Source organism: Pseudactinotalea sp. HY158, from assembly GCF_009660225.1.
In the GTDB taxonomy this organism is placed as follows: domain Bacteria; phylum Actinomycetota; class Actinomycetes; order Actinomycetales; family Beutenbergiaceae; genus HY158.
On sequence record NZ_CP045920.1, the window covers coordinates 371,594 to 395,698 of the forward strand.

A 24,105-nucleotide genomic window follows, 5' to 3' on the forward strand; every position below is an offset into this window, starting at 1 on the left:
GCGAGGCTCCGCGGCGGAAGGGCCGGCAGCCATGCCCCGACGGACGCGCAGCGAGCCCGGGCGCGGCGGCGCTGCGAACGATTCGGGCTACTGCCCCAGGTCGCGGCGCCGCTTCTGAATGACGACGGCGACGATAGCGGCGAAGGCCGCGGCACCGCCGAGCACGATCGCCCACTTGAGCACCGGGGAGTCGGTCGTCTCGTGGCCGACCTCCACCGCGGGCGTCGTCTCCTCGGGCGCTTCGGTCTCGGTCTCGGCCGCGTCGCCCGTCGGCGTGGCGCCGCCGACGTCCTCGGACGAGGTGAACGTGTACTCGCCCGAGATCGGGTGCCCGTCGGCGGAGACCGCCCGCCAGGTCACGGTGTAGGCGCCCGCCGGCCGGGAGCTCACGAGCCGCTGGGTGATCGTGGGGCCCTCCACCTCGACCTTCCCGGCCGAGAGGATGTCGCCGTTCGGGCCGGTCACGATGACCTCGGTGCCCAGGTCGGTGATGTCCTCGTTGAACGTGAGCGTCACCTCCCCCGGGGTGCTCGCCAGCTGATCCCCCTCGCCGGGGACGGCGCCGGTGAGCGCGCTGTGTGCGAGAGCGGGGGCGCCGAGGAGGGGAAGCAGCAGCAGCGCGGCCGCGAATGCCGACGCGAGGAGGACGATCGTGCGAGCGGGGACCCGAATGAGACGCATGCCGCCAGTGTAGGCGGCGCCCGAACGCCTCCCCGGGCCCCGCCCGGACGTGACCCTTGCCACATCCGGCCCGGGCGCATAGGAAGGAGGCATGGCCCTCGTCCACGACCTCCACGTCCACCCCAGCGCCGACGACCTGCCCCGCACCGGCCAGCTGGCGTGGCGGCTCGCCGAACTGGCCACCGACCAGGTCGCCGTCGACGAGGACGTCGCGGAGATGATCGTCAACCGGGTCATCGACAACGCCGCCGTGGCCACCGCCTCCCTCGCCCGCGCCCCGGTCGTGGCCGCCCGCGCCCAGGCCCGCGCCCATCCGTACCGCCCGGGCGCCGCCGTGTTCGGGGTCGAGGGCAGCTACGGACCGGAGTGGGCGGCCTGGGCCAACGGCGTGGCCGTGCGCGAACTCGACTTCCACGACACGTTCCTCGCCGCCGACTACTCGCACCCGGCCGACAACATCCCCCCGCTCGTCGCGACCGCCCAGCACGTCGGGGCCACGGGGGCCGACCTCGTGCGCGGCATCGCCACGGCCTATGAGATCCAGGTCTCCCTCGTCAAGGCGATCAGCCTCCACGCCCACAAGATCGACCACGTCGCGCACCTCGCGCCGGCGGCGGCGGCCGGGATCGGCACCATGCTCGGGCTGGAGGAGACCACGATCTTCCAGGCCATCGGCCAGGCCCTCCACACGAGCACCGCCACGCGGCAGTCCCGCAAGGGCCACATCTCCACCTGGAAGGCCTACGCCCCCGCCCTCGCCGGGAAGATCGCGATCGAGTCGGTCGACCGGGCGATGCGCGGCCAGAGCTCGCCGGAACCGATCTACGAGGGGGAGGACGGCGTCGTGGCCCGACTCCTCGACGGCCCCGACGCCCACTACACGGTGCCGCTGCCCGCCCCCGGCGAGCCCAAGCGCGCGATCCTCGAGACGTACACGAAGGAGCATTCGGCCGAGTACCAGTCGCAGGCGCCCATCGACCTCGCCCGCCGCGTCCGCGCGGAGCATCCCGAGGTGACCGACCCGGACAACGTCGCCGCGATCGTGTTCCACACGAGCCACCACACCCACCACGTCATCGGCTCGGGTGCGAGGGACCCGCAGAAATACGACCCCACGGCCTCCCGCGAGACCCTCGACCACTCCCTTCCCTATATCCTCGCGGTCGCCCTCCAGGACGGCGCCTGGCACCACGTCGACTCCTACCGGCCGGAGCGCGCGGCCCGCCCCGACACGGTCGAGCTCTGGCGGAAGATCAGCACGGCCGAGGATCCCGACTGGACCCGCCGCTACCACGCGGCCGATCCCGCCGAGCGGGCGTTCGGCGGACGCCTCGAGATCACCCTGACGAACGGCCGCACCCTCACCGCCGAGATCGACGTCGCCGACGCCCACCCCCGCGGCGCCCGGCCGTTCGCGCGCGCCCAGTACCTCGACAAGTTCCACGACCTCGCCGGCCCCGTGCTCGAGCCCGCCGAAATCGACCGGTTCCTCGATCTGGCCACGGCCCTGCCCGTCCTCGACCCGGAGGCGGTCCGCCGCCTCAACGTCGTGGCCCCGCCGGGCCTCATCGCCGCGGCCACCTCGCCGAGGGGGTTGTTCTGATGCTCCACGCCCGCACCTCCGCCGCCGAGCGGCGGCGTCTGCTGCGCGAGGCCCTGAACGAGGCACGGCGTATGGACGACGTCCTCCAGTTCCCGGGTGCGTTCAACCCGCTGTCGGCTCGCCTCGTCGAAAAACACGGATTCGCCGGCGTGTACGTGTCCGGTGCGGTGCTTTCGGCCGACCTCGGATTGCCGGACATCGGGCTGACGACGGCGACCGAGGTCGCGGGGAGGGCCGGGCAGATCGCCCGCGTCACGAACTTGCCGGCGATCGTCGACGCCGACACCGGCTTCGGGGAGCCGATGAACGTGGCCCGCACGATCCAGCTGCTCGAGGACGCCGGCATCGCGGGCGCCCACATCGAGGACCAGGTCAACCCCAAACGCTGCGGCCACCTCGACGGGAAGGCGGTGGTCGACGTCCATACGGCCGCGCAGCGGATACGCGCGGCCGCGGCCGCGCGCCGGGACGAGAACTTCCTGCTCATCGCGCGCACCGATGTCCGGGCGATCGAGGGCCTGGACGCGACGATCGACCGGGCGCGGGCGCTCGTGGCCGCCGGGGCCGAGGCGATCTTCCCCGAGGCGCTGCGGGACCTCGACGAGTTCGCCGCCGTGGCCGGAGCACTCGACGTGCCCGTACTCGCGAACATGACCGAGTTCGGCAAGTCCGACCTGTTCACCCTCGAGCAGCTGCGCGGGGCCGGGGTGCGGATGGTCATCTATCCGGTCACGCTGCTGCGGCTGGCGATGGGCGCCGCGGACGCCGGCCTCGCCCGGATCGCGGCCGACGGGAGCCAGGCCGGGGTGGTCGATCGGATGCAGACCCGTGCCGAGCTGTACGACCTGCTCGACTACGCCGGCTACAACGTCTTCGACGACGCGATCTACACGTACCGGCCGCCAACGCAAGGAGGATCCGATGAGTGACATCCACAAGGGGCTGGTCGGGGTCGTGGCCGATGAGACCGCGATCTCCAAGGTCGACCCCGACACGAACTCGCTGCTGTACCGGGGCTACCCCGTGCAGGAGCTCGCCGCGACGTGCACCGTGGAGGAGGTGGCCCACGTGCTCTGGCGCGGCGACCTGCCGAGCCCCGCGGAGCTGGCCGACCTGTGTGAGCGGGAACGCTCCCAGCGGGACCTGCCCGAGCCGGTCGTGCGCGCCCTCCTCGAGACCCCGACGGGGGCGCACCCGATGGACGTGGTGCGCTCCGCCGTCTCCCTGCTCGGCGCGCACGACCCGGCCGCAGCCGACTCCTCCCCGGAGGCCGAGCAGGCCAAGGCGATCCGGCTGTTCGCCCAGCTCCCGACCGTGGTCGCACTCGATCAGCGGCGCCGCCGCGGCCAGGAGCCGGTCGCGCCCGATCCGGACCTGGGATATGCCGCGAACTTCCTCGCGATGACGTTCGGTCGGGCGCCGGAGGCGGTGGACGAGCGGGCCTTCGCGACGTCGATGATCCTCTACGCCGAGCACTCCTTCAACGCCTCCACCTTCACGGCCCGGGTCATCACCTCGACGGAGGCGGACCTGCACTCGGCCGTGACCGGCGCGGTCGGGGCGCTCAAGGGGCCGCTGCACGGGGGCGCGAACGAGGCGGTCATGGCGGCGTTCGGTGAGATCGGCTCGGCCGACCGGGTCGAGGAGTGGCTCACCGAGGCGCTGGCGAACCACCGCAAGATCATGGGCTTCGGCCACCGGGTGTACACGAACGGTGATTCCCGCGTGCCCACGATGAAGGCCGTACTCGACGAGCTCGTCACCCGACACGACCGGGCCGACCTGGGTCGGATGTACGCCGCGCTCGAGACGGAGATGGCCGAGCGGAAGGACATCAAGCCGAACCTCGACTACCCGGCCGGTCCCGCCTATCACCTGCTCGGCTTCGACTCCTCGACGTTCACGCCGCTGTTCGTGGCGGCCCGGGTGGTCGGGTGGACCGCCCACATCATGGAGCAGCGGGCCGACAACGCCCTCATCCGGCCGCTGAGCGAGTACTCCGGGCCCGCGCAACGCTCCGTGCCCGGTCCCCGGTAGCCACGCGGATCCCCCGCGTGCCCCGTGCGGGGGTCAGGAATCGTTCGCCGAGCCCGGTCGCCCGTCCCGCAGGAAGAGCATCTCGACCCCGAGGATGATCGCGCACAGCACGCCGAGCGAGCCCGGAATCGCCACGAGCGCGACGTGGATCCGCTCGCTGTCGTCGGGGAGGAACATGTCGACCCAGCCGAGGGTGAGCGCGGCCGCGGTGGAGATGCCGCCGATGCGGGAGGAGTATTCGAACAGCCGCGCGTGCCATTGATCGCCGGGCGTGCGGCTGCGAATGTCGATGCTGAAGAAGATGAGCAGCACGGCAAGAAACGAGATGAGGCTGACGAGCTCGCTCGACGGCATATGGCGCATGTGATCGCACTGTAGCGGGTCGTGTCATGACGTACCTGTGAATTGTCCTACGATGCGAGGACATAACAATATCGCGCGCCGTCGACGGTCCGCGTCGACAGGTGAAGGACAGCGGATTTGGCAAAGAATTCGAGCGGACGCGCGCTCGGTGGGCTCATTGTCGTCGTACTCGCGGTGGCCGTTCTCGTGTTCGCGGCGGTGTGGCCGTATCTTCTGGGAACGTGGCTCGCCGGGCTGCTCGGGGCGGCGGATCCGTCGACGGCGCGCACGACCCTGGGATGGGTCTTCGAGGGGCTGTATCTGGCCGTCCTGCTCGCGGTCGGGGTGAGGTGGCTGTGGGTGCGTCACCACACCCCCGCGGACCCTCCGCCTTTCGACGAGGACGTCGCCACGAGGGTCGTGCAGTTGTTGGACGGGCACGCCGACTCGTGGTCGGATTCGCGGATTCCCGCGGGCGAGCGAGTGTCATTCACCTTCCCCGGCGTGCAATTGATCGAACTTCGCGGACGGTCGGGGGTGAGGACTCCGATAGTCGTGGGCGATGGCGACCTGCTCATCACCGACAAGGCCGCCCGCTTTCTCGGGGAGGGCGGGCGTGCGCGGGTATGGAGGTGGGCGACGGTCGAACGCATGGAGGTCGAGCCCAGGTGGGTCCTGCTGCCCGTGAGCACCCGCGCCCTCGATTGCGGCCTCCGATTCCCGGCGGAGGTCGAGCCGGCCGGGCGAGCGGTCCTCGACGTCCTCGTTCGACGCGCCCAGGGGGCTCGACCGGAGGGAACGGATGCGATCGTGCTCGCCCTCCGGGCGGAACTCGCCGCGGCGCGCAGTCGACGGGAGTCCCGACCGGACGGCCCGGCGCCGCTGGGCCGGCGGACCATCGCACAGGTGGCCGCCGGTGTGGCAGTAGTGGCATTGATCGCGACCGGGGGCGTCGCAGCCGGGGTGCGGGGGGCCGGTGACGCGCCGGGGAGCCTCGACGCCACCCGGGCCACCCAGGCGCCTGCAGGCCTGAGCGGTGCCGGTCAGACCGTGACGGTCGAACCCGGTGCGGATCGGGAGACTGGGTCCTCGACCCCGAGCGCAACGACGAGTGCATCGCCGGGCGCATCACCGGGCGTATCGTCGGGCGCCGAGTCCGAGGTGCTCGAGGCCGCCGTGGCCGAGGCGGACGGCGGCACGGCGCTCGCGGCCCTCGCGACCCTGCCGATCAAGGGACGCGCACCGAAGACCGGATACGACCGCGACCTCTTCGGATCGGGATGGGTCGATATCGACCGGAACGGCTGCGACACGAGGAACGACATCCTCGCCCGCGATCTGACCGTCACGACCGTCAAGCCGGGAACAGCTGGATGCGTCGTTCTCACCGGCGTGCTCGATGACCCCTATACGGCGACCACGATCGACTTCCGGCGCGGCCAGGGAACCTCGCGGGCGGTCCAGATCGATCACGTCGTCGCGCTCTCCGACGCCTGGCAGAAGGGCGCGCAACAACTCGACGACGCCACCCGCCGCCGCTTCGCGAACGACCCGCTCAACCTGCTCGCGGTCGACGGACCGGCGAATCAGGCCAAGGGCGACGGGGATGCGGCCACGTGGCTCCCCCCGAACAAGGGCTTCCGGTGCACGTACGTCGCCCGCCAGGTCGCGGTCAAGACGTCCTACGACCTCTGGGTGACGCAGGCCGAATACGACGCGATCGGCCGTGTGCTCCAGGCCTGCCCGGACGAGCCGCTGCCCGAGTCCGGCGACGAGCTGGTGATCGTCGAGGCGAGCCGGCAGATCGAGGACGAGGCCGCGCCCACGCCGGTGGCGCCCAAGCCCGCCGAGCCGAAGCCGGTGGAGCCGAAGCCCGCGGCGCCGAAGCCGGTGGCGCCCAAGCCCGACCCCGAGCCGGTCTACTACAAGAACTGCACTGCGGTCCGGGCGGCAGGTGCCGCGCCGATCTTCGCGGGCCAGCCGGGATACACCCGCAAGCTGGACCGCGACGGCGACGGCGTGGGCTGCGAGTAGCGCATCGAAGAAGTCCCGGGGGCCGAGGGGCCTCCGGGACTTCTCTTGGTCGGGGTGGCGGGATTTGAACCCACGACCTCTTCGTCCCGAACGAAGCGCGCTACCAAGCTGCGCCACACCCCGATGACCAAGGAACACTGTAGCGGAGGAGGGGGTGATCGGCGAAATCAGCCACCGGTGCGAACCGGGCCGCCCGCGTGACGCCGGGTGGCCGCACCCCGCCCGGGCGGTCAGCCCGCCGCGGTCTCCGGCACGAGCGTGAGCAGGGTGGCCTCGGGCCGGCAGGCGAGCCGAACGGGCGTGAACGGTGAGGTTCCCAGGCCCGCGCTCACGTGCAACCACAGGTCGTCCGGTCCCGCCGCACCCGCGCCCGGCCGTCCGGGCCGACCCGGCCAGGGGTGCAGCCCGCTCGCGCGGCGGCGATCAAGATCACAGTTGGTCACGAGCGCGCCGAGGCCCGGCACGCAGACCTGGCCGCCGTGGGTGTGACCGGCGAGCACGAGGCGAGCTCCGTCGTCCGCCATCGCCCGCAGCACGCGCGCGTACGGCGCGTGGGTCACGCCGATGCGCACGGACGGCGCCCCGCCGGCGGGCGGATCGGCGGGGGCGGGGTAGTGGTCGGCGTCGATGTGGGCGTCGCCGGTGCCCACGAGGTCGAGGTGCACCCCGTCGAGGTCGAGCCGGCCGCGGGCGTTGTCCAGGTGCTGCCATCCGGCGGCCGTGAGCGCGCCGACGAGTTCATCCCCCGGCAGGTTCGGCTCGGAGGGGGCGCGGTGCTTCTGGGAGGGCCCGCTGAGATAGCGCAGCGGGTTCTTCCACTCGGGGGCCACGAAGTCGTTCGAGCCGGTCACGAACGCGCCGGGCAGGTGGAGGAAGGGCAGCAGCGCGGAGAGCACCGTGGGCAGCGCGCGGGGACTCGCGAGGTTGTCACCGGTGGTGATGACCGCATCGGGCCGCTCGGCCGCGAGGGAGGCCACCCAGTCGACGCGGCGCTGCTGCCGGGGCAGCAGGTGCAGATCGGACAGGTGCAGGATCGTGCGGGCCCGGGCGCCGGGCGGCAGCACTGGCACCGTGTAGCGGCGCAGCGTGTAGGCCTCGGCCTCGACGAGGGACCAGGCGAGCACGCCCGCCCCGGCGGCTCCCACGGCGAGGGCCGCCCGGGCGAGGCCGCGCATCAGTCCTGGTCTCCGTTGTTCCCGTTGTCGCCCCGGTTCCGGCCCTTGTCGTCGTCGCCCTTGTCGTCGCCGCCCTGCTGGGTCACGGGACCGGCGCTCACCCGGATCGTCACCTGGGCGCCCGGTCGCTCCTTGCCGGTCGTCGACTGCCACGCCACCTCACCCTTGCGGGGGTACTGGTCGCTCAGCCCGGGGTCGCCGACCTGCACGCGGAAGCCGGCGGACTCGAGCCGGGCCCGGGCGTCCTGCTCGCTCAGCCCGAGCACCCAGGGCACCTGGACGCGCTCGCCGTAGATGAGCTTGTCCTGCGGGCTGGCGAACTTCTCGACCTTCCAGTCCTTGACCGAGGGCTCCATGTAGTTCTGCCAGATCGGCGCGGCCATCTTCCCGCCGTAGACGAGGTGGTAGTACTGGCCGTTGATCGTCACCCGCATCATCGGGATCGACCCCTCGGAGTGGCCGACCCACACGGCGGTCGAGGCCTGCGGCACGTAGCCGACGAACCAGGCGGCCATGTCCTCGTTCGCGGTTCCGGTCTTTCCGGCCACGGGCCGGTTCGGCAGCCTGGCCGCATCCCCGGTGGCGCCGGCGTCGGTCACCTTGTTGAGCGCGTAGTTGACCGTGGCGGCGACCTTCGGGTCGAGCACCTCCTTGCAGTCGGCCTCCGGCACGGGCAGCTCCTCGCCGTTGCGGTCGGTCACCGAGAGGATCGCGACCGGCGTGCAGTGGGTGCCGTTGGCCGCGTACGTGGCGAACGCGGCCGCCATGGTCAGCGGTGCGATCGTGTTCGATCCGAGCACCATCGACGGGTTGAAGTTGAAGGGGTCGCCGTACTCGTTCGGCCCGGTCGCCAGGTGCACCCCCATGGAGGCGGCCGTATCGGCGATGTCGCACATGTTCAGCTGGCTGGCCATGTTGACGAACGCGGTGTTGACCGACATCTTCGTCGCCTGCAGCACGGTCATCCGCCCGCCCGTCCCCTCGACGTTGTTCGGGGAGTAGACGCTCCCGGGGCGCCAGTTGGTGCAGCCGTCGTAGGTCCACACGCTCGGCGGGAAGTGCTGGCCGCGGGAGCCGTTGATCGGGTCCATGAGCGACTTGCCGGCCTGGAGCCAGGCGGTGAGTACGAAGGCCTTGAACGTCGAACCGACCTGGAAGCCGCTCGAGCCGCCGTAGTTCTGGTCGGTGTTGTAGTTCACCTCGGTGTTGCGCGGGTGCTTCTTCGTGGGCTTGCCGAACTTCGTGTTCTGCGCCATCGCGAGGATCTCGCCCGTGCCGGGCTCGACCGTGGAGATCGCGTTCGAGATGCCGGAGCTGTCGTCGACGGGGATCGCGTCGGTGAGCGCCTTGTACGCGTTCTTCTGCATCGCCGGATCGATCGTCGTCTTGATCGTCAGCCCGCCCTGCAGCAGCAGCCGGGACCGGTCGGCCCGGGTCTCGCCGAAGACCGGGTCGTCGAGGATGACGTCGCGCACGTACTGGCAGAAGTAGGCCGAGTTCCCGGCCGCCTCGCAGCCGCTCGAGGTCTCGTGCACCTCGAGCATGTCCTCGACGTCGAGCGCGGTGGCCTCGGCCCGCTCGTCCTCCGTGATGATGCCCTGCTCCTGCATGAGGCGCAGCACCCGGTCCCGGCGTTCCTGGGACGCCTCCGGGTTGCGCTCGGGGTCGTAGGTCGAGGGGGAGTTCGTCACCCCCGCGAGCAGCGCGGCCTCGCTGATGCTCAGATCCTTGGCGGAGTGCCCGAAGAAGTACTGGGAGGCGGCCTCGACGCCCCAGACGCCGACGCCGAACTGGGCGATGTTCAGGTAGCCCTCGAGGATGTCCTTCTTCGATCGGGACTTCTCCACCGCGATCGCCAGCTTCGCCTCGCGCAGCTTGCGCCCCATCGTGGCCTCGGTCGCCTCCTCGTAGGACTCCTCGTCCTGCTGGATCCGGCTGTGCTCCACGAGCACGTTCTTCACGTACTGCTGGGTCAGGGTCGAGGCGCCCTGGGTGTCACCGCCGGAGAGATTGTTGACGGCGGCCCGCGCCAGGCCCTCCGGGTCGACCCCGCCGTGCTCGAAGAAGCGGCGGTCCTCGACCGCGACGACGGCCTTGCCCATGATCGGCGCGATCTCCGCCATCGGAACGACGATGCGGTTCCACATGTAGAACCGGGCGAGCACGTCGCCGTTGCGGTCGAGCAGCACGCTCTGGTCCGACATGGTCTCGTTGCCGAGGTCCGCGGGCAGTTCGTCGAAGAGCCGGGACGACGCCTCGGTCACCTGGCCGACGGCGGCGACGGCAGGCATGACGACACCGGCCGTGAGGAGGCCGCCGAGGCCTGCGAACAACAGGAAGGCGACGAACGCGGACAGCGTCCGCGGGCCGCTCGCGCCGGAGGGACCTCCGGGCCGGGTCGGAGAAGACATGGGGCTCAGTCTAAGCACCCGGCCCCGATCGACCGACGAAGAGCTTGTGAAGAAGCCGTGACGGGGCGGCCGTCGAGGGGTCGGAGGCGTCGCGCCGAGAAAGTCCACTAGGTGAGTGGGTTCTGCCCACATCGTGGCCGAAACGCGCCGGAGGTTGTGTCTTCATGGGCGGTGATCTAGCTTTTGGATTAAGAAGATCAGTCGTTCCGTAAGGATGCGGAACCGACCGGGGGTGTGAATTATGGATTACGAAGACGACCAGAGTTGGACGGCCCGTGCGGCGTGCGCGTCACAGGAGCCCGACGAGCTCTTCGTGCAAGGATCCGCGCAGCGCCAGGCGCGTGAGGTGTGTTTCGCCTGTCCGGTCCGACTCGAATGCCTCGTGGACGCACTGGACAACCGGATCCAGTACGGCGTGTGGGGCGGAATGACCGAGCGGGAACGGCGCGCCCTGCTGCGCCGGGCGCCGTCCGTGGAATCGTGGCGCGAGGCGCTCGCGGAATGGGATCGCGACCACCTGACCGAGATGATCCTGCAGCGGTGGCCGCTGCCGCAGCGGCGCCGAGTGCACGCGCACACGGGGTGATCGGCGGGCGATCGCCGGGTGATCGGCGGGCCGGTCGAAGGTCCCGGGACAGGACGGGGCGTCGATCCGTAAGATCGGGCCATGACCACTTGGGAATATGCCACCGTGCCATTGATCATCCACAACACCAAGGCGATCCTCGACAACTGGGGTAGCGACGGCTGGGAACTCGTCCAGGTCGTGACCGGCCCGGACGGGAACGGCCTCGTCGCCTACCTGAAGCGGCCGACGCAGTGAGCGGGGTCGCGGACGGGTCGCGATCGGCGCGGCTGGAGGAACTGGGCATCGAGCTGCCGCCGGTGACGCTGCCGGTCGCCAACTACGTGCCGGCCGTGCTCACGGGCGGCTACGTGTACACGAGTGGGCAGCTGCCCATCGAGGCGGGGGAGCTGCTCAGCCGCGGCCACCTCGGCGCCGAGGTCCACGTGGAGGAGGCCGCCGCGGCCGCGCGCGTGTGCGCCCTCAATGCCATCGCCGCCGCTGCGGCCGTCGCCGGGGGCGTGGACGCACTCGTCCGGCCGGTCAAGGTGACCGGGTTCGTCGCCTCGGCGGCGGGGTTCTCGGACCAGGCCACGGTGATCAACGGCGCCTCGGATCTCCTCGGCGAGGTCTTCGGCGCCCCGCACGCCCGCTCGGCGGTCGGTGTCGCCGAACTCCCGCTCGGAGCCGCGGTCGAGGTCGAGGTCGTCTTCGAGGTCGGCCGCGCCGCGCCGGCCGACAACCGGTAGCCGCACGCCCCTGCGTAGGCCCGAGCCCGCCGATCGTCACGATCGGCGGGCTCGGGTGCGTCGCGGTCGGACGCGACCGACGTTCGTCAGCGCGCGCGGCGGCGGAGCTTGGGGATGTCGAGCAGTACGACGGAGCGGCCGTCGAGCTGCAGCCAGCCGCGGGAGGAGAATTCCGCCAGCGCCTTGTTCACGGTCTCGCGGGTGGCCCCGACCAGCTGGGCCAGCTCCTCCTGCGTGAGGTCGTGCGTGACCCGCAGCCCCCGCTCGGTCTGCTGGCCGAAGCGCGCGCCCAGGTCGAGCAGCGCCCGCGAGACGCGGCCGGGCACGTCGGAGAAGATGAGGTCGGAGACCTTGTTGTTCGTCCGTCGCAGCCGGATCGCCAGCGAACGCAGCAGGTGCTGGGAGATCTCCGGGCGGGCGTCGAGCACCCGCAGCAGATCGGTGTGCTGCAGCTCCACCACCGTGGTCTTGGCGAGCGCGGTCGCGGTGGCTGTGCGTGGGCCCGGATCGTAGAGGGAGACCTCGCCGAGGATCTCCCCGGGCCCCAGGATCGCCAGCAGATGCTCGCGGCCGTCGGGGGCGGTGTGGCCGAGCTTCACCTTGCCCGCGCCGATGATGTAGAGGCGATCGCCGGGGGAGCCTTCGCGGAAGATCTCCTCTCCACGCCGATAGGTCGACTCCTGCATCCGCTCGCGAACCGCCAGGTAACTCTGATCACCTAGCTCCGCGAAGAGCGGAGCGGCTCGAACGATAGACTCGTCCATTGTGTGCAGCACCCTTCCGTGTGAGATAGCGCACAGTCTGCCAGGTTTATCGGTCAGCCCGCACCAGCAGCCAGCATACGGGCGAGTCGGCGGCCGGTGGCGGACATCGGCCGCGTGTGCGCGAGGAGTTCCGGGTGGGCCGCCTCCGCGCGCCCGGGAGACGCCGACACCTGCGGCCCGTCTCAGCCCGTGACGCCCGGCAGCCAGCGCAGCAGCGCCCCGGTCACCTGGTCGGCGGCCTCCTCGGGCAGGAAGTGCCCCGCGTCGTCGATGAGCAGGCGCTTGTACCCCGCGCCCACCCGCTCCCGCTCGTTCGCGGTCGCCTGCGAGGGCACGAACCGGTCCGCCCGGCCGTGCAGGAGCAGCGTCGGCACCCCGACCGGGCCGGCCAGCGAACGCAGGAACGCCCGACCGGGCCCGCCGAGCCGGGCGCGGGTGAGCCAGCGCACCTGCTGGAAGGCCGAATGCGCCACGAACGGGATCCGGGCGGCCTGCTGATACGTGGCCACACCCACGGGCTCCCAGCCCGGCGCGGACCACTCGGTCAGGATGAACTCCATGAGGTCCCCGGCGATGAGCCGGTTCTCCGGCAGCCACGGGGTCTGGGCGAAGCTGAAGAAGTTGAGCGCGACCCCGCCCCGGCCGCGGATCAGCGCCGACCACAGCGACGCGGGATGCGGGTAGGACATCGGCACGATCGCGCGGGCGACGCCCGGATGCAGGGACGGCAGCGACCAGGCGATCTGGCTGCCGAAGCCATGGCCGACGACCACGGCGTTCGCCGCCCCGAGGCCCCGGATCACGCCGGCGGCGTCCGCGGTCAGGGTGGGCAGGTCGTAGCGGCCGCGGGTCTTGTCGGAGGATCCGTAGCCGCGCAGGTCCATCGCGGCCACGCGGTAGCCCGCGCGTGCCAGCCGGGGAATCTGGGCCCGCCAGCTCCACCAGAACTGGCCGAAGCCGTGCAGCAGCAGCACAAGCGGCCCGTCGGCCGGTCCCGCGCACGCCACGTGGAAGCGGGAGCCGTTCGCGGCGACCATTCGGTGCACCCAGTCCCCGGGCGGGGCGATCACGGCAGGATCAGCAGTCACATGCGCCAGGTTACCGGGCGCCGTGCGAGAGGGAGCGAACGGACGGCGTCACTCGCCCGCGCGGGTGAGTGACGCCGTCCGTAGGTCGAGCGCTCAGCTGCCGGAGCCGCCGGCGAGGCCCTCCTGGATCAGGTTCATGACCGAGTTGTCCGCCAGCGTCGTCACGTCGCCGACCGGCCGGTTCTCGGCCACGTCGCGCAGCAGCCGGCGCATGATCTTGCCCGAACGCGTCTTGGGAAGCTCGCCCACCACGAGGATCGAGCGCGGCTTGGCGATCGGGCCGATCTCCTTGGCCACGTGGGCGCGCAGCGTGGCCACGACCTCCTCGCCGCCGCCTCCGGCCTCCGCGACCGCCTCGTGGCGCAGGATGACGAACGCGACGACCGCCTGGCCGGTCGTGTCGTCGCTCGCGCCCACGACGGCGGCCTCGGCGACCCAGTCGTGGGAGACGAGGGCCGATTCGATCTCGGTGGTCGAGAGCCGGTGGCCCGAGACGTTCATGACGTCGTCGACCCGGCCGAGCAGCCAGATGTCGCCGTCGTCGTCGTACTTGGCGCCGTCGCCCGCGAAATAGGTGCCCTCGAAGTGGGACCAGTACGTGTCCTTGTAGCGCTGCTCGTCGCCCCAGATCCCACGGAGCATCGACGGCCACGGCTCGGTGAGCACGAGGTATCCGCCGCCGCCGGGGCCGACGTCCGCGCCGGCCTCGTCCCACACCTGGGCGCTGATCCCGGGCAGCGGCGTCTGGGCGGCGCCGGGCTTGGCGGCCGTGATGCCGGGCAGCGGGGAGATCATGATGGCGCCCGTCTCGGTCTGCCACCACGTGTCCACCACGGGGGTGCGGTCGGCGCCGATGACCCGGCGGTACCACATCCACGCCTCCGGGTTGATCGGCTCCCCGACGCTGCCGAGCACGCGCAGCGAGCTGAGATCGAACTTCGCCGGGATGTCCTCGCCCCACTTCATGCACGTGCGGATCGCGGTCGGCGCGGTGTAGAGGATCGTGACGCCGTACTTCTCCACGAGCTCCCACCAGCGGCCCTGGTGCGGCGTGTCGGGGGTGCCCTCGTAGAGCACCTGGGTGGCGCCGTTGATGAGCGGGCCGTAGGTGACGTAGGAGTGCCCGGTCACCCAGCCGACGTCGGCGGTGCACCAGTAGACGTCGGTCTCCGGCTTGAGGTCGAAGACGACCTCGTGGGTGAAGGCGCACTGGGTGAGGTAGCCGCCGGTCGTGTGCAGGATCCCCTTCGGCTTCCCGGTCGTTCCGGAGGTGTAGAGGATGTACAGCGGGTGCTCGGCGGGCACGGGCACGGCGCGGTGGTCGGTGCTCGCGGCCTCGAGCTGCTCGTGCCACCACAGGTCCCGCCCCTTCGACCAGGCGACCTCCTGGCCGGTGCGGCGCACGACGAGCACGTGCTCGACCGGGCTGTCCTCGTGCTCGAGGGCCTCGTCGACCGCCGGCTTGAGGGCCGAGGGCTTGCCGCGGCGGTAGCCGCCGTCGGCGGTGATGACGACGCGGGCGTCCGCGTCGACGATGCGCGAGTGGAGCGCCTCGGCCGAGAACCCGCCGAAGACGACCGAGTGGGGGGCGCCGATGCGGGCGCAGGCGAGCATCGCCACGATCGCCTCGGGGATCATCGGCAGGTAGATGGCCACGCGGTCACCGGTCGCGACCCCGAGGCTCTCGAGCGTGTTCGCGGCGCGCTTGACCTGCTCGAGCAGGTCGGCATACGTCAGGGCGGCGGTGTCTCCCGGCTCCCCCTCGAACAGCAGCGCCACGCGGTCGCCGCGCCCCGCCTCGACGTGCCGGTCGAGGGCGTTGTAGGCGGCGTTCAGGGTGCCGTCGGCGAACCAGGAGGCCCGGGGGGCCTGGGAGAAGTCGAGCACCTGCGTGAACGGTGTGTCCCACGTGAGCAGCCGGCGGGCCTGGTCGGCCCAGAACCCCTCGCGGTCGGCCGCCGCCCGTTCGTAGATCTCGGGCTGGGCGACCGCGGCGGCCGCGAATTCGGCGGGCGGGGGGAACTCCCGGCGTTCCTCGAGCAGGTTCTCTAGGGCGGGAGTGGTTGGCTCGGTCATGGGACCTCCAGACGGGAGCGATGGCGACGTTGACGCCTACCAGCCTAGAACCATTTTCAGCGCGTGCGTGACGGGCGCCACGATTTATGTCGAAACCGAGAATTCTTCTCGGGTCGGGTGCTCAGCCCTCGAGCTCGGAACGGATCCGTTCCTCGCGGCGACCCTGCCGGCGCGCGCCGTGGGAGATGACCCCCGCCATGATGAGGACGACCCCGAAGGTGAGCAGGCGTCCGGTCACGGCGTCCCGCTGCAGGTGGTCGAGCACGTTCTGGCCGAACTGTCCGAGGCGGGTGAAGATCTCGGCATAGTCGGCGAGGAAGTCCTGTGCCCGGTCGGGGAACGCGAGGTAGGCCGCGCCGAGGAGGGCCGTGATCGAGCCCAGGATGATCGGGCCCACCGAGGACCAGCGCGCCGCGAGCAGCACGATGATCGCCGCGAGCAGCCCGGCGCCGAGCTCGACGTAGGCCCAGACGTTCACCGTCTCGCTGTGCTCGATGCTCCACGAGAGGCGCTCGCCGCCGTCGGCGAGGAGGTACCAGGCCACGGGCACGAACACGAGCGAGACGAGCACGACCCACCAGTGGGCGGCCGCGCGGGACTCCGGCCCCTCGTTGAAGCCCTCGAACGGGTCGGCCGGCTCTGCGGGCTCCGGGGGGCTCACGTGGGCCACGGGCGTCGAGGGCATGGACCGGGTCGCGGGCACGGCACCGATCGAGCCGATGCCGCCGGCCGGGGAGGCCGGGAGCGGGGTGACCGGACCGGTCGGGGTGTGCGCGGACTCCTCCTCGGCCAGGAGCTCGGTGGAGCCCGGGCCGAAGGCGGTCGTCGCGGGCCCGGAGTCCTCGAAGGTCGAGGCGGGCTCCTCCTCGCCGGGGACGCCGGCCGGATCGCTCCCGCCCGCGGGATCGCCGCCCTCGTCGCGGCTCGGCCCGAACCGGCGCGCGCGTTCCTGCCGGAGGGCCTCGTCGTCCTCGGCACTCGGTGCGGCGGTGGTCTGCGGTGTCCACGGGGCCGGGGCGTGCTGCTCCCGGTCCTCGGCGTCCCCGCCCTCGGGGCGCTGCGACATCTCGGGGCCGGTGCCGGCCACGGATTCGGGGGGTGCGGGTGTGACGCGTGCGCCGCTGTAGGAACTGAGCGGATCGTTCGGCTCGGACATTCTGCCTCCAGTGGACTGAGCGTAGGCACCACGGTAGCGAGGAGCCCGCGCGGGGTGAGGAGCCACGCCGTCCGGTGCCTGTGTCCGCCCACCTGTCCGCCCACGTGTCCGCCCCCGTGTCCACAAGGTGCGCGGCCGTCCACAGGCGGGGCGGGCGACCGTGACGCGCGGACGGGAAGGCGTCAGGGTGGTCCGAGACGACGGGGAGGACGAGATGGCCGAGACACCGGTGGCGCTGCGGAGCGAGTCGGCGGAGACGATCGAGGCGGTCCGGGCCGTGCTGGCGGTGGCCGGGCTGCCGGTCGCGGTCTATCCGGACCATGCCGATCCTCCGGCGGAGGTCGGCCTCGCCCTCGACGGCGCCGATCGGGCGGACGAGCGCTGGCGCCACGCCGGCAACCGATCCGCCCGGGTGGGGACTCGTGAGATCGAGGCCGGCACCCTCGTCCTCCCGGCCGGGGCCGATCGGCTCCTCGCCCTCGCCCGCGCGGCCAACCGGCGGGTGCGGGCGCGAGTCGTCGGGGTCGTCGGTGCCGCGGGGGCCTCGGGGCCTCCGCCCTCGCCGCGGTCCTCGCTCGGGTGAGCGCGGCCCAGGCGTTGACGGTCGCGCTCGTCGACGGCGCGGACGGCGCCCCGCTCGAGGTGCTCCTCGGGATCGAGGGCCATCCGGGCCTGCGGTGGCCCGACCTCGTGGGGGCGGGATCGATCGACCCGGGCGAACTCGCGAACGCCCTCCCGGTGTGGATGGGAGTGCGGGTGCTGAGCACCGACACCCGGCCGGCCGCGCTCACGGCGAATGCGGACGGGGTGATCATGGCGCTGGCGCAGTCCCACGATGCGGTCGTCCTGGATCTGCCGCGGCATGCCGTGGCGGCCGGAGTCGCCGGGCAATGGTGCGACGTCGTGCTCGTCCTCACCACTCCCGACGGCCCCGCCGCGGCCGCAGCTCGGCGCCTGGCCGAACTCGTGCGCGGGCAGGACGCGCGACTCGTGGTGCGCGGGCCGATCCGCGACGGCTTCACCCCCGCGGAGATGGCCGAGTTCTGCGGGCTCACGCTCGCCGGCGCCATGCGCACCGAACGATCGCTTCCCGCGGCGATGGAGCGGGGACTGGCGCCGGGGGAGGCGAGTCGTGGCCCGCTCGTGCGGCTCGCTCGCGGGCTCGTGCGCGACCTGCACCTCTCGGACTGAGTGCCGTGTCGCCGCCGCAGGGCCCCCGGGAGCTCGAGGGCATCCGGGAACGCCTCGTGAGCGCGGGCGGGAGCCTCACCGGCGCCGTCCGGGCCGCGCCTGCCCGCAGCGATGCCGCGACGTGGGGGCTGCTTCGCGACGCGGCCGCGGAGATCCACGGGGCCGGCCGGATCGTGCAGCCGCTGCTCGACGATCCCGCAGTGACCGACGTGCTCGTCAACGGCGAGGCCGCGATCTGGGTGGACCGCGGCCGCGGCCTGGAACGGACCGGCACCCGGATCGAGGACGCCCGCGGCTTCGCCGTGCGGCTCGCCACGCTCGCGGGTCAGCGGCTCGACGAGGCGGCCCCGATCGTCGACGGACGCCTCCCGGACGGCACTCGCCTGCACGCGGTCCTGCCGCCGCTGGTCGACGGCGGCGTGCACATCAGCCTGCGCACCGGCAACCGCCGGGCGCGGCGCTGGCAGGACCTCATCGCGGCCGGATTCCTCCATCCTCGTCTCGCGGAGATCGTCGACCGGCTCCGCAGCCGCCGCGCGAACATGCTCGTCTCGGGAGCCGCGGGCGTGGGCAAGACGACCCTCGTGGCCGCGGTCCTCTCCCGGGTGCCGAGCAGCGAGCGGATCGTCATCATCGAGGAGGCGGCCGAGCTCGCCCCGGACCATCCCCATGTCGTGCACCTGCAGGGGAGGCCGCCGAACGTGCAGGGTGCGGGTGCCGTGGCGCTGGCCGATCTCGTGCGCGCGGCCATGCGGATGCGTCCCGACCGGCTCGTGCTCGGGGAGTGCCGCGGCGCGGAGGTGCGGGAGGTGCTCTCGGCGCTCAACACGGGTCACGACGGCGGGCTGGCCACCGTGCACGCCAACGCCGCGACCGACGTGCCGGCCCGGCTCCTCGCCCTCGGCGCGCTCGCGGGCATGGAGGCCGCGGCCGTCGCGGCCCAGGCGACGGCCGCGATCGATGCGCTCGTGCACCTGCGCCGCGATTCGTCCGGCCGGCGGTACCTCGACCACGTGGCCACCTTCACCGCCGACTTCCGGGCCGAGCGGGCCGTGACCGTGACCGCCGCCGGGCTGCGCTACGGGCCGGGGTGGCAGGCGCTCGCCGCACGACTCGACGGGGTCGATGTCGGCGCCGGTCACAGGGCCGATGGCGGGGTCGATGGCGGGGCCGATGACGCGGGCGTTGCGCCGGCCCCGGGGGGAGGGTGACATGGGCGGGTCCGCATGGCCGGCCTGGGCCGCGATCGTTGCCGCCATGAGCCTGTGGGCCGTACCGGGGGTGCCACGGGCCGCCCGCTCGATGCGGCGCGCGCGGAGCCGGTGGAGCCTCGCCCGGATGCTCGAGAGCCACCTCCGGGCGGTCCGGCGGGCCCGATCCACCGGACGGCCCGAGAACGAGGTGGGCACCGTGCTCGTCGCGGTGGCGGCTCGGCTGCGGGCCGGGATGGCGCCGGAGGTCGCCTGGCAGCGGTCGTTGCGGGGTGCCTCGCCGCCGGTGGCCGAGGCGCTGCGCGCCGAGCTGACGGGCGTGGACACCCGGAACACGCGGCGCCGGGGCGGCCGGTCCCGCGGGGCCGCCGTCCGGACCGCGGTGGACTCGGCGATGGCCGCCCGAGAGGTGGCCGCCGGTCTCGGGGCCGAGCTCGCCGTGGTCCTCGACGCCTGCGCCGACGGGATCGAGGAGGCGGGCCGGGCGGCCTCCGATCGGGCCGGAGCGCTCGGCGGTCCGCGGGCCACGGCCCGGCTCCTCGGCTGGCTGCCGCTCGGAGGGCTCGTCCTCGGCACGGGTCTCGGTGCCGACCCGCTCGGCTGGCTGCTCGGATCATGGTGGGGAGCGGCCGTGGGGCTGCTCGCGATCGGACTCACCGTCGCCGGCCACCTGTGGATCCACTCCCTCGTCGCCGGTGCCGAACGGGCCGGCCGATGAGCATCGTGCTGAGCACTCTCCTCGTCGCCGCGGCGGCCGCGCTCCTCGCGGCACCGTGGGGGCCGCGGTCCCCACGCCGTCGAGCCGCCCGCCCCCTGCCGCGCGTCCGCGCTCGGTCGACCCGGCGGTCGTGATCGACCTGCTCGCGGTCGCACTCCGTGCGGGCGCCTCGATCCCGCAGGCCGTCGGAGTGGTCGGAGCCGCGCTCGGCGGGAACGAGGGGGCACGCCTGGAAACGGCGGCGCGGGCGCTCGAGCTCGGCTCCTCCTGGCCGCAGGCGTGGGGAGACCATCCGCTCGGGGCCACCCTCGAGCCCGCGTGGGGCGACGGCGTGGACCCGACCGGGCTGCTCGTGCAGTCGGCACGGGCCGTCCGGTCCGAACGCCGGTCCGCGGCCCGCTCCGCCGCCGCCCGGCTCGGGGTGCGGCTCGTGCTGCCCGTCGGTCTGTGCCTCCTGCCCGCCTTCGTCCTGCTCGGGCTCGTGCCCGTGCTGGCGAGCTCCGGCCTGAGCCTCCTGGGCTGAACCCGCGGTCACTGTGCCCCACTCGCCGTTCCGGCTGGTCTGCCTGCTGTGCCTGCTGGTCTGCCTGCTGTGTTTGCTGTGCCTGCTCTGCCGCGCTCACCGCGTGCGGCAGACGCCGGGCCGTCCACAGCCTCCCCGCCCCTCCACAGCGCGGGGTCGGGCTCCGGCACGGTCCCGCCCGGATCGGCCACGGTGGGATCGAGCCCGATGGCTCACCCGGGGCCGGGAACCCGGCTTCGGTGATCGAAGGAGAAGGGAGCATCCATGAAGGTGATCAATCAGTTCCGGCGCCTCGTGCGCCGCGGCCGGGCCGGGTACCGGTCACGGTGGCGGCGCGTGCGAGCGATTCCCCAGGCCGGGATGGCAACCGCCGAGTACGCGATCGCGACCCTGGCCGCGGCCGGGTTCGCGGGCCTGCTGCTCGTGATCCTGCGCAGCGATCAGGTGCGCGGGTTCCTGGTGGAGATCATCCAGCGGGCGCTGTCGGTCGGAGGATGAGATGACCACCACCGCGGGCACGCGTCGTGGGAAGGCGCGCGAGGCCGGCGCCGTCACCGCGGAGTTCGCGATCGTGCTGCCCGCGGTGGTGGTGGCGCTGGTGCTCGTGCTCACGGTGCTCGCCGCCGGGGTCACCCGGCTCCAGTGCACCGACGCCGCGCGGGCCGCCACCCGGGCGGCGGCCCTGGGGCAGGGGCGGGAGGAGATCGTGCAGATCGCCGAGGCGAGTGCATCCGCCGCGAGCGTGGCGATCGAGGACGACGCCGCCTGGGTGAGCGTGACCGTCACCTGCCCGGTCGACTTCGCCCTGTTCGCCGGCCCGTGGAGCGTGTACTCGACCTTCACCACGCCGTCCGAGCCGGACGGGAGGGCCCCATGAACGACACGCCTGCCGGTGGGGCGGGCCGGGACCGCGGATCCGCCACCGTCCTCACCCTCGCCGTCGCCTGCGCCGCGCTGCTCGCCGCGATCGTGCTCGCCGGACTCGTGCAGGCATACTCGGCCCGGGCACGGGCCCAGGGCGCGGCGGACCTCGCCGCCCTCGCCGGCGCCGCGCAGGCCGTTCGTGCCGGGGACGGCTGTGGCGCCGCCGGGCAGGTCGCGCGGCGCAACGATGCCCGGATCGCGTCGTGTGTTCAGGACCCGGGCGGTGTCGTGCTGGTGCGAGTCCGGGTGCCCAGCAACCTGCCGCTCCTCGGATCCGGGAACGCGTGGGCCGCCGCGCGCGCGGGACCGGTCCGATGAGGGCGGCGGAGCTCAGCCGAAGGAGCCGGCGAGGAACGTCAACACCCGCACGGCGCCGCTCTTGTCGAGCGGGGAATTCCCGTTGCCGCACTTGGGCGACTGGATGCACAGCGGGCAGCCGCCTGAGCACGGGCAGTCGCGGACCGCCGCGAGCGTCGCCGCGATCCAGTCCCGGGCGGCGTCGAAGCCACGCCGGGCGAAGCCGGACCCGCCGGGGAAGGCGTCGTGCACGAAGACCGTGGGGGCGAACGTGTGCTCGTGCAGCGAGGTCGACAACCCGCCCAGGTCCCAGCGGTCGCACGTGGCCACGAGCCCGAGCAGGGCGATCTGGGCGTGCTCGGCCGCGTGGAGTGCGCCCGGGAGCGACGCGGCGCCCACGCCCGCCTCGGCGAGCGTCTCGGCGGGCACGGTCCACCAGGTGCTCATCGTGTGGAGGGTACGTTCGGGCAGGTCGAGGGTGTAGGAGCCGATGAGGTCCAGCTGCGGCACGCGGCGCCGGTCGAAGCCGGTGACCTGGGTCGTCACCTCGACCGGGCCGTGCTGCCACGTGACCGGGCCGCACGAGCGTTCGGCGCTCACGCCGCCCACCCGGACCCGGGTGTGGGTATGCGGCCGGGTCCGGTGCGGGGCGTTCGACGGCTCCACCACGGCGACGTCACCGGTGTAGGAGAGCACCTCGAACGTCGCGCCCTGGTGCACGTAGACCGCGCCGGCGTGCACCGCGGCGTCGGCGCGGGCCGCATCCACGGTGCCGATCATTCGCCCGGTGGCGGCCTCGACCACCGAGACGGCCGCGCCCCCGCCGCCGCGCAGGTCGGTGAGCGAGGTCGGGGACTCGGGCCGGTCGTAGTTCCAGTACCAGCCCTTGGGGCGCGCCCGCAGCAGGCCCCGGGCCACGAGCTCGGCGAGGAGGGCGCGCAGCGTGGCCTGCGCCCCCGCGGGATCCGGCGTGCCCGCCGCCCGCGTCGGCGGGGCGGGCTCCGCCGGCGCGAACCAGGTCAGGTCGGCCTCCGTCAGCGGCAGCTCCGCCGCTGCAGCGCACAGGTGCGGGGCGAGGACGTGCGGGTTCTGCGGATCGAAGGTCGACAGTTCGACGCCGGAGGAGAAGACCGCCTCGGGGTGGTGCACGAGGTAGGCGTCGAGCGGGTTCTCGGAGGCGATGAGCACCGTCAGCCCCTCCGCCCCCGCCCGGCCGGCCCGCCCGGCCTGCTGCCAGAACGAGGCGTGGGTGCCGGGCCAGCCCGCGATCACCACGGCGTCCAGGCCTGTGATGTCCACGCCCAGCTCGAGCGCGTTCGTGGTCGCGACGCCGAGCAGGCCGCCCCCACGCAGCCCGCGTTCCAGGGCCCGACGCTCCTCCGGCAGATACCCGCCGCGGTAGGCCGCCACACTCGCGGGGTTCCCGCCCCGGCGCTCCACGTATTCCCGCGTCAGGGTCGCGATCGTCTCGGCCCCGATCCGCGAGCGGGTGAACACGAGCGCGCGCCGGCCCCGGCCCACGAGCTCGGCGAGCAGGTCGGCCGCCTCCACAAGGGTCGATCGGCGCGGCCCGGCCTCCTCGGCGGCCGGGTTGCCCGTGCCATCGGTGCCATCCGTGCCATCGGGGCCGGCTGGGCCATCGGGGCCGGCTGGGCCACCTGGGCCATCTGGGCCATCTGTGCCGCCCGTGCCGCCGGTGTTGCCCGTGTCCGCCGGGGCATCGACCGGCGGCGGCTGCCAGAGCACCACCGTGCGCTGCCCGACCGGAGAGGTGCCCGTCGTCACCGCGGTCACCCGATCGGCGGGCACACCGATGAGCCGGGCGGCGGTCGGCCCCGGATTCGCGGCCGTGGCCGAGGCGACGATCACCTGGGGCGAGGCCCCGTAGTGCGCGGCGAGCCGCAGCAGCCGGCGCAGCACGAGGGAGACGTGCGCGCCGGTCATGCCCCGATAGGAATGCATCTCGTCCACGACGACGTAGCGCAGGCCCCGCAGCAGCCGCGCCCAGCGGGAGGCCCGCGGCAGGAGCGAGAAGTGGAGCAGATCCGGGTTGGTCAGCACGAGATCGGCCCAGTCGCGGGCCCAGTCCCGCTCCGCCACGGGCGTGTCCCCGTCGACGGTCACGGCACGCACGTCCCGGATCCCGGCGGCCTCGAGCAGCCCGGTCAGGCCCGCGAGCTGATCGGCGGCCAGGGCCTTGGTGGGACTCAGGTAGATGGTCGTCGGGCGATGCGTCAGCCGCGAGATCCGCCCGCTCACGGTGTGGGCGCGGATCGCGGAGACCGCCGCCGCCCACGCGACGAGCGACTTGCCCGATCCGGTCGGTGTCGCGAGCGCCAGGTGCCGCCCCTGCGCGAGCGCGGCGAGCCCGCGGACCTGGTGCGCCCACGGCCGCGTGATCCCGCGCGCCCCGTAGCCGGCGACGAGCGCGGGGTCGACCCAGTCCGGCCACGGCTCGACGGCCCCGGGGCGCGCGGGCAGCACCTCGACGTGCACCGCGCACTCATCCCACCGTCGCCCGCCCAACACCCCACCATTGTCGCCGCTGCCGGCCGCGGCG

At 73.0% G+C, this 24,105-nt stretch carries 24 protein-coding genes and 1 tRNA gene; 15 read left to right on the forward strand and 10 right to left on the reverse strand.

What is annotated here, in order from left to right; translation table 11 throughout:
- Nucleotides 1-87: 87 nt before the first annotated feature.
- Nucleotides 88-681, reverse strand: a complete 594-nt coding sequence (locus tag GCE65_RS01625) for a copper resistance CopC family protein (RefSeq protein WP_194164902.1) — start codon at nucleotides 679-681, stop codon at nucleotides 88-90.
- Nucleotides 682-772: 91 nt separating this feature from the next.
- Between GCE65_RS01625 and GCE65_RS01630 the strand changes: the two genes are divergently transcribed.
- Genes GCE65_RS01630 through GCE65_RS01640 form a run of 3 tightly spaced genes read left to right on the forward strand, consistent with a single transcriptional unit; the run spans nucleotide 773 to nucleotide 4,321 of the window.
- Nucleotides 773-2,284, forward strand: coding sequence for an MmgE/PrpD family protein (locus GCE65_RS01630; RefSeq protein WP_153877145.1), 1,512 nt, complete (start codon nucleotides 773-775; stop codon nucleotides 2,282-2,284).
- Nucleotides 2,284-3,213, forward strand: a complete 930-nt coding sequence (prpB, locus tag GCE65_RS01635; protein ID WP_153877146.1) for a methylisocitrate lyase — start codon at nucleotides 2,284-2,286, stop codon at nucleotides 3,211-3,213. The genes GCE65_RS01630 and prpB overlap by 1 nt, the downstream gene beginning before the upstream one ends.
- Nucleotides 3,206-4,321 carry a bifunctional 2-methylcitrate synthase/citrate synthase gene (locus GCE65_RS01640; RefSeq protein WP_153877147.1) on the forward strand — a complete coding sequence of 372 codons (1,116 nt, stop codon included), beginning with the start codon at nucleotides 3,206-3,208 and terminating at the stop codon, nucleotides 4,319-4,321. Before prpB ends, GCE65_RS01640 begins: the two co-directional genes overlap by 8 nt.
- Nucleotides 4,322-4,354: 33 nt before the next feature.
- Here the strand turns inward: GCE65_RS01640 and GCE65_RS01645 are convergent, their stop codons facing one another.
- Nucleotides 4,355-4,684, reverse strand: coding sequence for a hypothetical protein (locus tag GCE65_RS01645; RefSeq protein ID WP_152817777.1), 330 nt, complete (start codon nucleotides 4,682-4,684; stop codon nucleotides 4,355-4,357).
- A gap of 117 nt (nucleotides 4,685-4,801) precedes the next feature.
- Between GCE65_RS01645 and GCE65_RS16960 the strand changes: the two genes are divergently transcribed.
- Nucleotides 4,802-6,697, forward strand: a complete 1,896-nt coding sequence (locus GCE65_RS16960) for a DUF1524 domain-containing protein (RefSeq protein WP_370460167.1) — start codon at nucleotides 4,802-4,804, stop codon at nucleotides 6,695-6,697.
- 46 nt (nucleotides 6,698-6,743) lie between these two features.
- Here the strand turns inward: GCE65_RS16960 and GCE65_RS01655 are convergent.
- The 3 genes from GCE65_RS01655 to GCE65_RS01665 form a co-directional block, all read right to left on the reverse strand.
- Nucleotides 6,744-6,820, reverse strand: a tRNA-Pro gene (locus GCE65_RS01655).
- Between the two features lie 107 nt (nucleotides 6,821-6,927).
- Nucleotides 6,928-7,872 (reverse strand): metallophosphoesterase, encoded by a 945-nt coding sequence (locus tag GCE65_RS01660; RefSeq protein ID WP_153877148.1) that lies wholly within the window; start codon nucleotides 7,870-7,872, stop codon nucleotides 6,928-6,930.
- Nucleotides 7,872-10,283 (reverse strand): penicillin-binding protein, encoded by a 2,412-nt coding sequence (locus GCE65_RS01665; protein ID WP_194928774.1) that lies wholly within the window; start codon nucleotides 10,281-10,283, stop codon nucleotides 7,872-7,874. Before GCE65_RS01665 ends, GCE65_RS01660 begins: the two co-directional genes overlap by 1 nt.
- A gap of 241 nt (nucleotides 10,284-10,524) precedes the next feature.
- Here GCE65_RS01665 and GCE65_RS01670 point away from each other — a divergent pair, with 241 nt between their 5' ends.
- The 3 genes from GCE65_RS01670 (at nucleotide 10,525) to GCE65_RS01680 (ending at nucleotide 11,597) form a co-directional block, all read left to right on the forward strand.
- Complete coding sequence (locus tag GCE65_RS01670) at nucleotides 10,525-10,869, forward strand: WhiB family transcriptional regulator (protein ID WP_152817771.1); 345 nt, start codon at nucleotides 10,525-10,527, stop codon at nucleotides 10,867-10,869.
- Between the two features lie 81 nt (nucleotides 10,870-10,950).
- Nucleotides 10,951-11,106 carry a DUF4177 domain-containing protein gene (locus GCE65_RS01675; protein WP_152817770.1) on the forward strand — a complete coding sequence of 52 codons (156 nt, stop codon included), beginning with the start codon at nucleotides 10,951-10,953 and terminating at the stop codon, nucleotides 11,104-11,106.
- On the forward strand, nucleotides 11,103-11,597 hold the full coding sequence (locus tag GCE65_RS01680) for a RidA family protein (protein WP_153877150.1): 495 nt from the start codon (nucleotides 11,103-11,105) through the stop codon (nucleotides 11,595-11,597). The genes GCE65_RS01675 and GCE65_RS01680 overlap by 4 nt, the downstream gene beginning before the upstream one ends.
- 86 nt (nucleotides 11,598-11,683) lie before the next feature.
- Here the strand turns inward: GCE65_RS01680 and GCE65_RS01685 are convergent, their stop codons facing one another.
- From GCE65_RS01685 to GCE65_RS01700, 4 genes are all read right to left on the reverse strand, one after another.
- A complete protein-coding gene (locus GCE65_RS01685; protein ID WP_152817768.1) occupies nucleotides 11,684-12,361 on the reverse strand; it encodes a Crp/Fnr family transcriptional regulator in 678 nt (225 codons plus the stop codon).
- Between the two features lie 182 nt (nucleotides 12,362-12,543).
- Nucleotides 12,544-13,449, reverse strand: coding sequence for an alpha/beta fold hydrolase (locus GCE65_RS01690; protein WP_228760059.1), 906 nt, complete (start codon nucleotides 13,447-13,449; stop codon nucleotides 12,544-12,546).
- Nucleotides 13,450-13,542: 93 nt separating this feature from the next.
- On the reverse strand, nucleotides 13,543-15,525 hold the full coding sequence (acs, locus tag GCE65_RS01695) for an acetate--CoA ligase (protein ID WP_152817767.1): 1,983 nt from the start codon (nucleotides 15,523-15,525) through the stop codon (nucleotides 13,543-13,545).
- A gap of 121 nt (nucleotides 15,526-15,646) precedes the next feature.
- On the reverse strand, nucleotides 15,647-16,681 hold the full coding sequence (locus GCE65_RS01700; RefSeq protein ID WP_153877151.1) for a hypothetical protein: 1,035 nt from the start codon (nucleotides 16,679-16,681) through the stop codon (nucleotides 15,647-15,649).
- A gap of 214 nt (nucleotides 16,682-16,895) precedes the next feature.
- Here GCE65_RS01700 and GCE65_RS01705 point away from each other — a divergent pair, with 214 nt between their 5' ends.
- From GCE65_RS01705 to GCE65_RS01730, 8 genes are all read left to right on the forward strand, one after another.
- Nucleotides 16,896-17,264, forward strand: coding sequence for a hypothetical protein (locus GCE65_RS01705; protein WP_153877152.1), 369 nt, complete (start codon nucleotides 16,896-16,898; stop codon nucleotides 17,262-17,264).
- Nucleotides 17,261-17,872 carry a hypothetical protein gene (locus GCE65_RS16430; protein ID WP_228760060.1) on the forward strand — a complete coding sequence of 204 codons (612 nt, stop codon included), beginning with the start codon at nucleotides 17,261-17,263 and terminating at the stop codon, nucleotides 17,870-17,872. Before GCE65_RS01705 ends, GCE65_RS16430 begins: the two co-directional genes overlap by 4 nt.
- Before the next feature lie 5 nt (nucleotides 17,873-17,877).
- Entirely contained in the window at nucleotides 17,878-19,083 is a 1,206-nt protein-coding gene (locus tag GCE65_RS01710) for a TadA family conjugal transfer-associated ATPase (protein ID WP_228760061.1), read from the forward strand.
- Nucleotide 19,084: 1 nt separating this feature from the next.
- On the forward strand, nucleotides 19,085-19,801 hold the full coding sequence (locus tag GCE65_RS16170; protein ID WP_194928775.1) for a type II secretion protein F: 717 nt from the start codon (nucleotides 19,085-19,087) through the stop codon (nucleotides 19,799-19,801).
- Nucleotides 19,802-19,931: 130 nt separating this feature from the next.
- Nucleotides 19,932-20,324, forward strand: a complete 393-nt coding sequence (locus GCE65_RS16175) for a type II secretion system F family protein (RefSeq protein ID WP_194928776.1) — start codon at nucleotides 19,932-19,934, stop codon at nucleotides 20,322-20,324.
- A gap of 264 nt (nucleotides 20,325-20,588) precedes the next feature.
- Nucleotides 20,589-20,822, forward strand: coding sequence for a DUF4244 domain-containing protein (locus tag GCE65_RS16435; protein ID WP_153877155.1), 234 nt, complete (start codon nucleotides 20,589-20,591; stop codon nucleotides 20,820-20,822).
- Between the two features lies 1 nt (nucleotide 20,823).
- On the forward strand, nucleotides 20,824-21,201 hold the full coding sequence (locus GCE65_RS01725) for a TadE family type IV pilus minor pilin (RefSeq protein WP_153877156.1): 378 nt from the start codon (nucleotides 20,824-20,826) through the stop codon (nucleotides 21,199-21,201).
- Complete coding sequence (locus GCE65_RS01730) at nucleotides 21,198-21,566, forward strand: Rv3654c family TadE-like protein (protein WP_152817759.1); 369 nt, start codon at nucleotides 21,198-21,200, stop codon at nucleotides 21,564-21,566. The genes GCE65_RS01725 and GCE65_RS01730 overlap by 4 nt, the downstream gene beginning before the upstream one ends.
- Nucleotides 21,567-21,578: 12 nt before the next feature.
- Here the strand turns inward: GCE65_RS01730 and GCE65_RS01735 are convergent, their stop codons facing one another.
- Nucleotides 21,579-24,041: a DEAD/DEAH box helicase gene (locus tag GCE65_RS01735; RefSeq protein ID WP_153877157.1), complete on the reverse strand. Its 2,463-nt coding sequence runs from the start codon at nucleotides 24,039-24,041 to the stop codon at nucleotides 21,579-21,581.
- Between the last annotated feature and the right edge of the window lie 64 nt (nucleotides 24,042-24,105).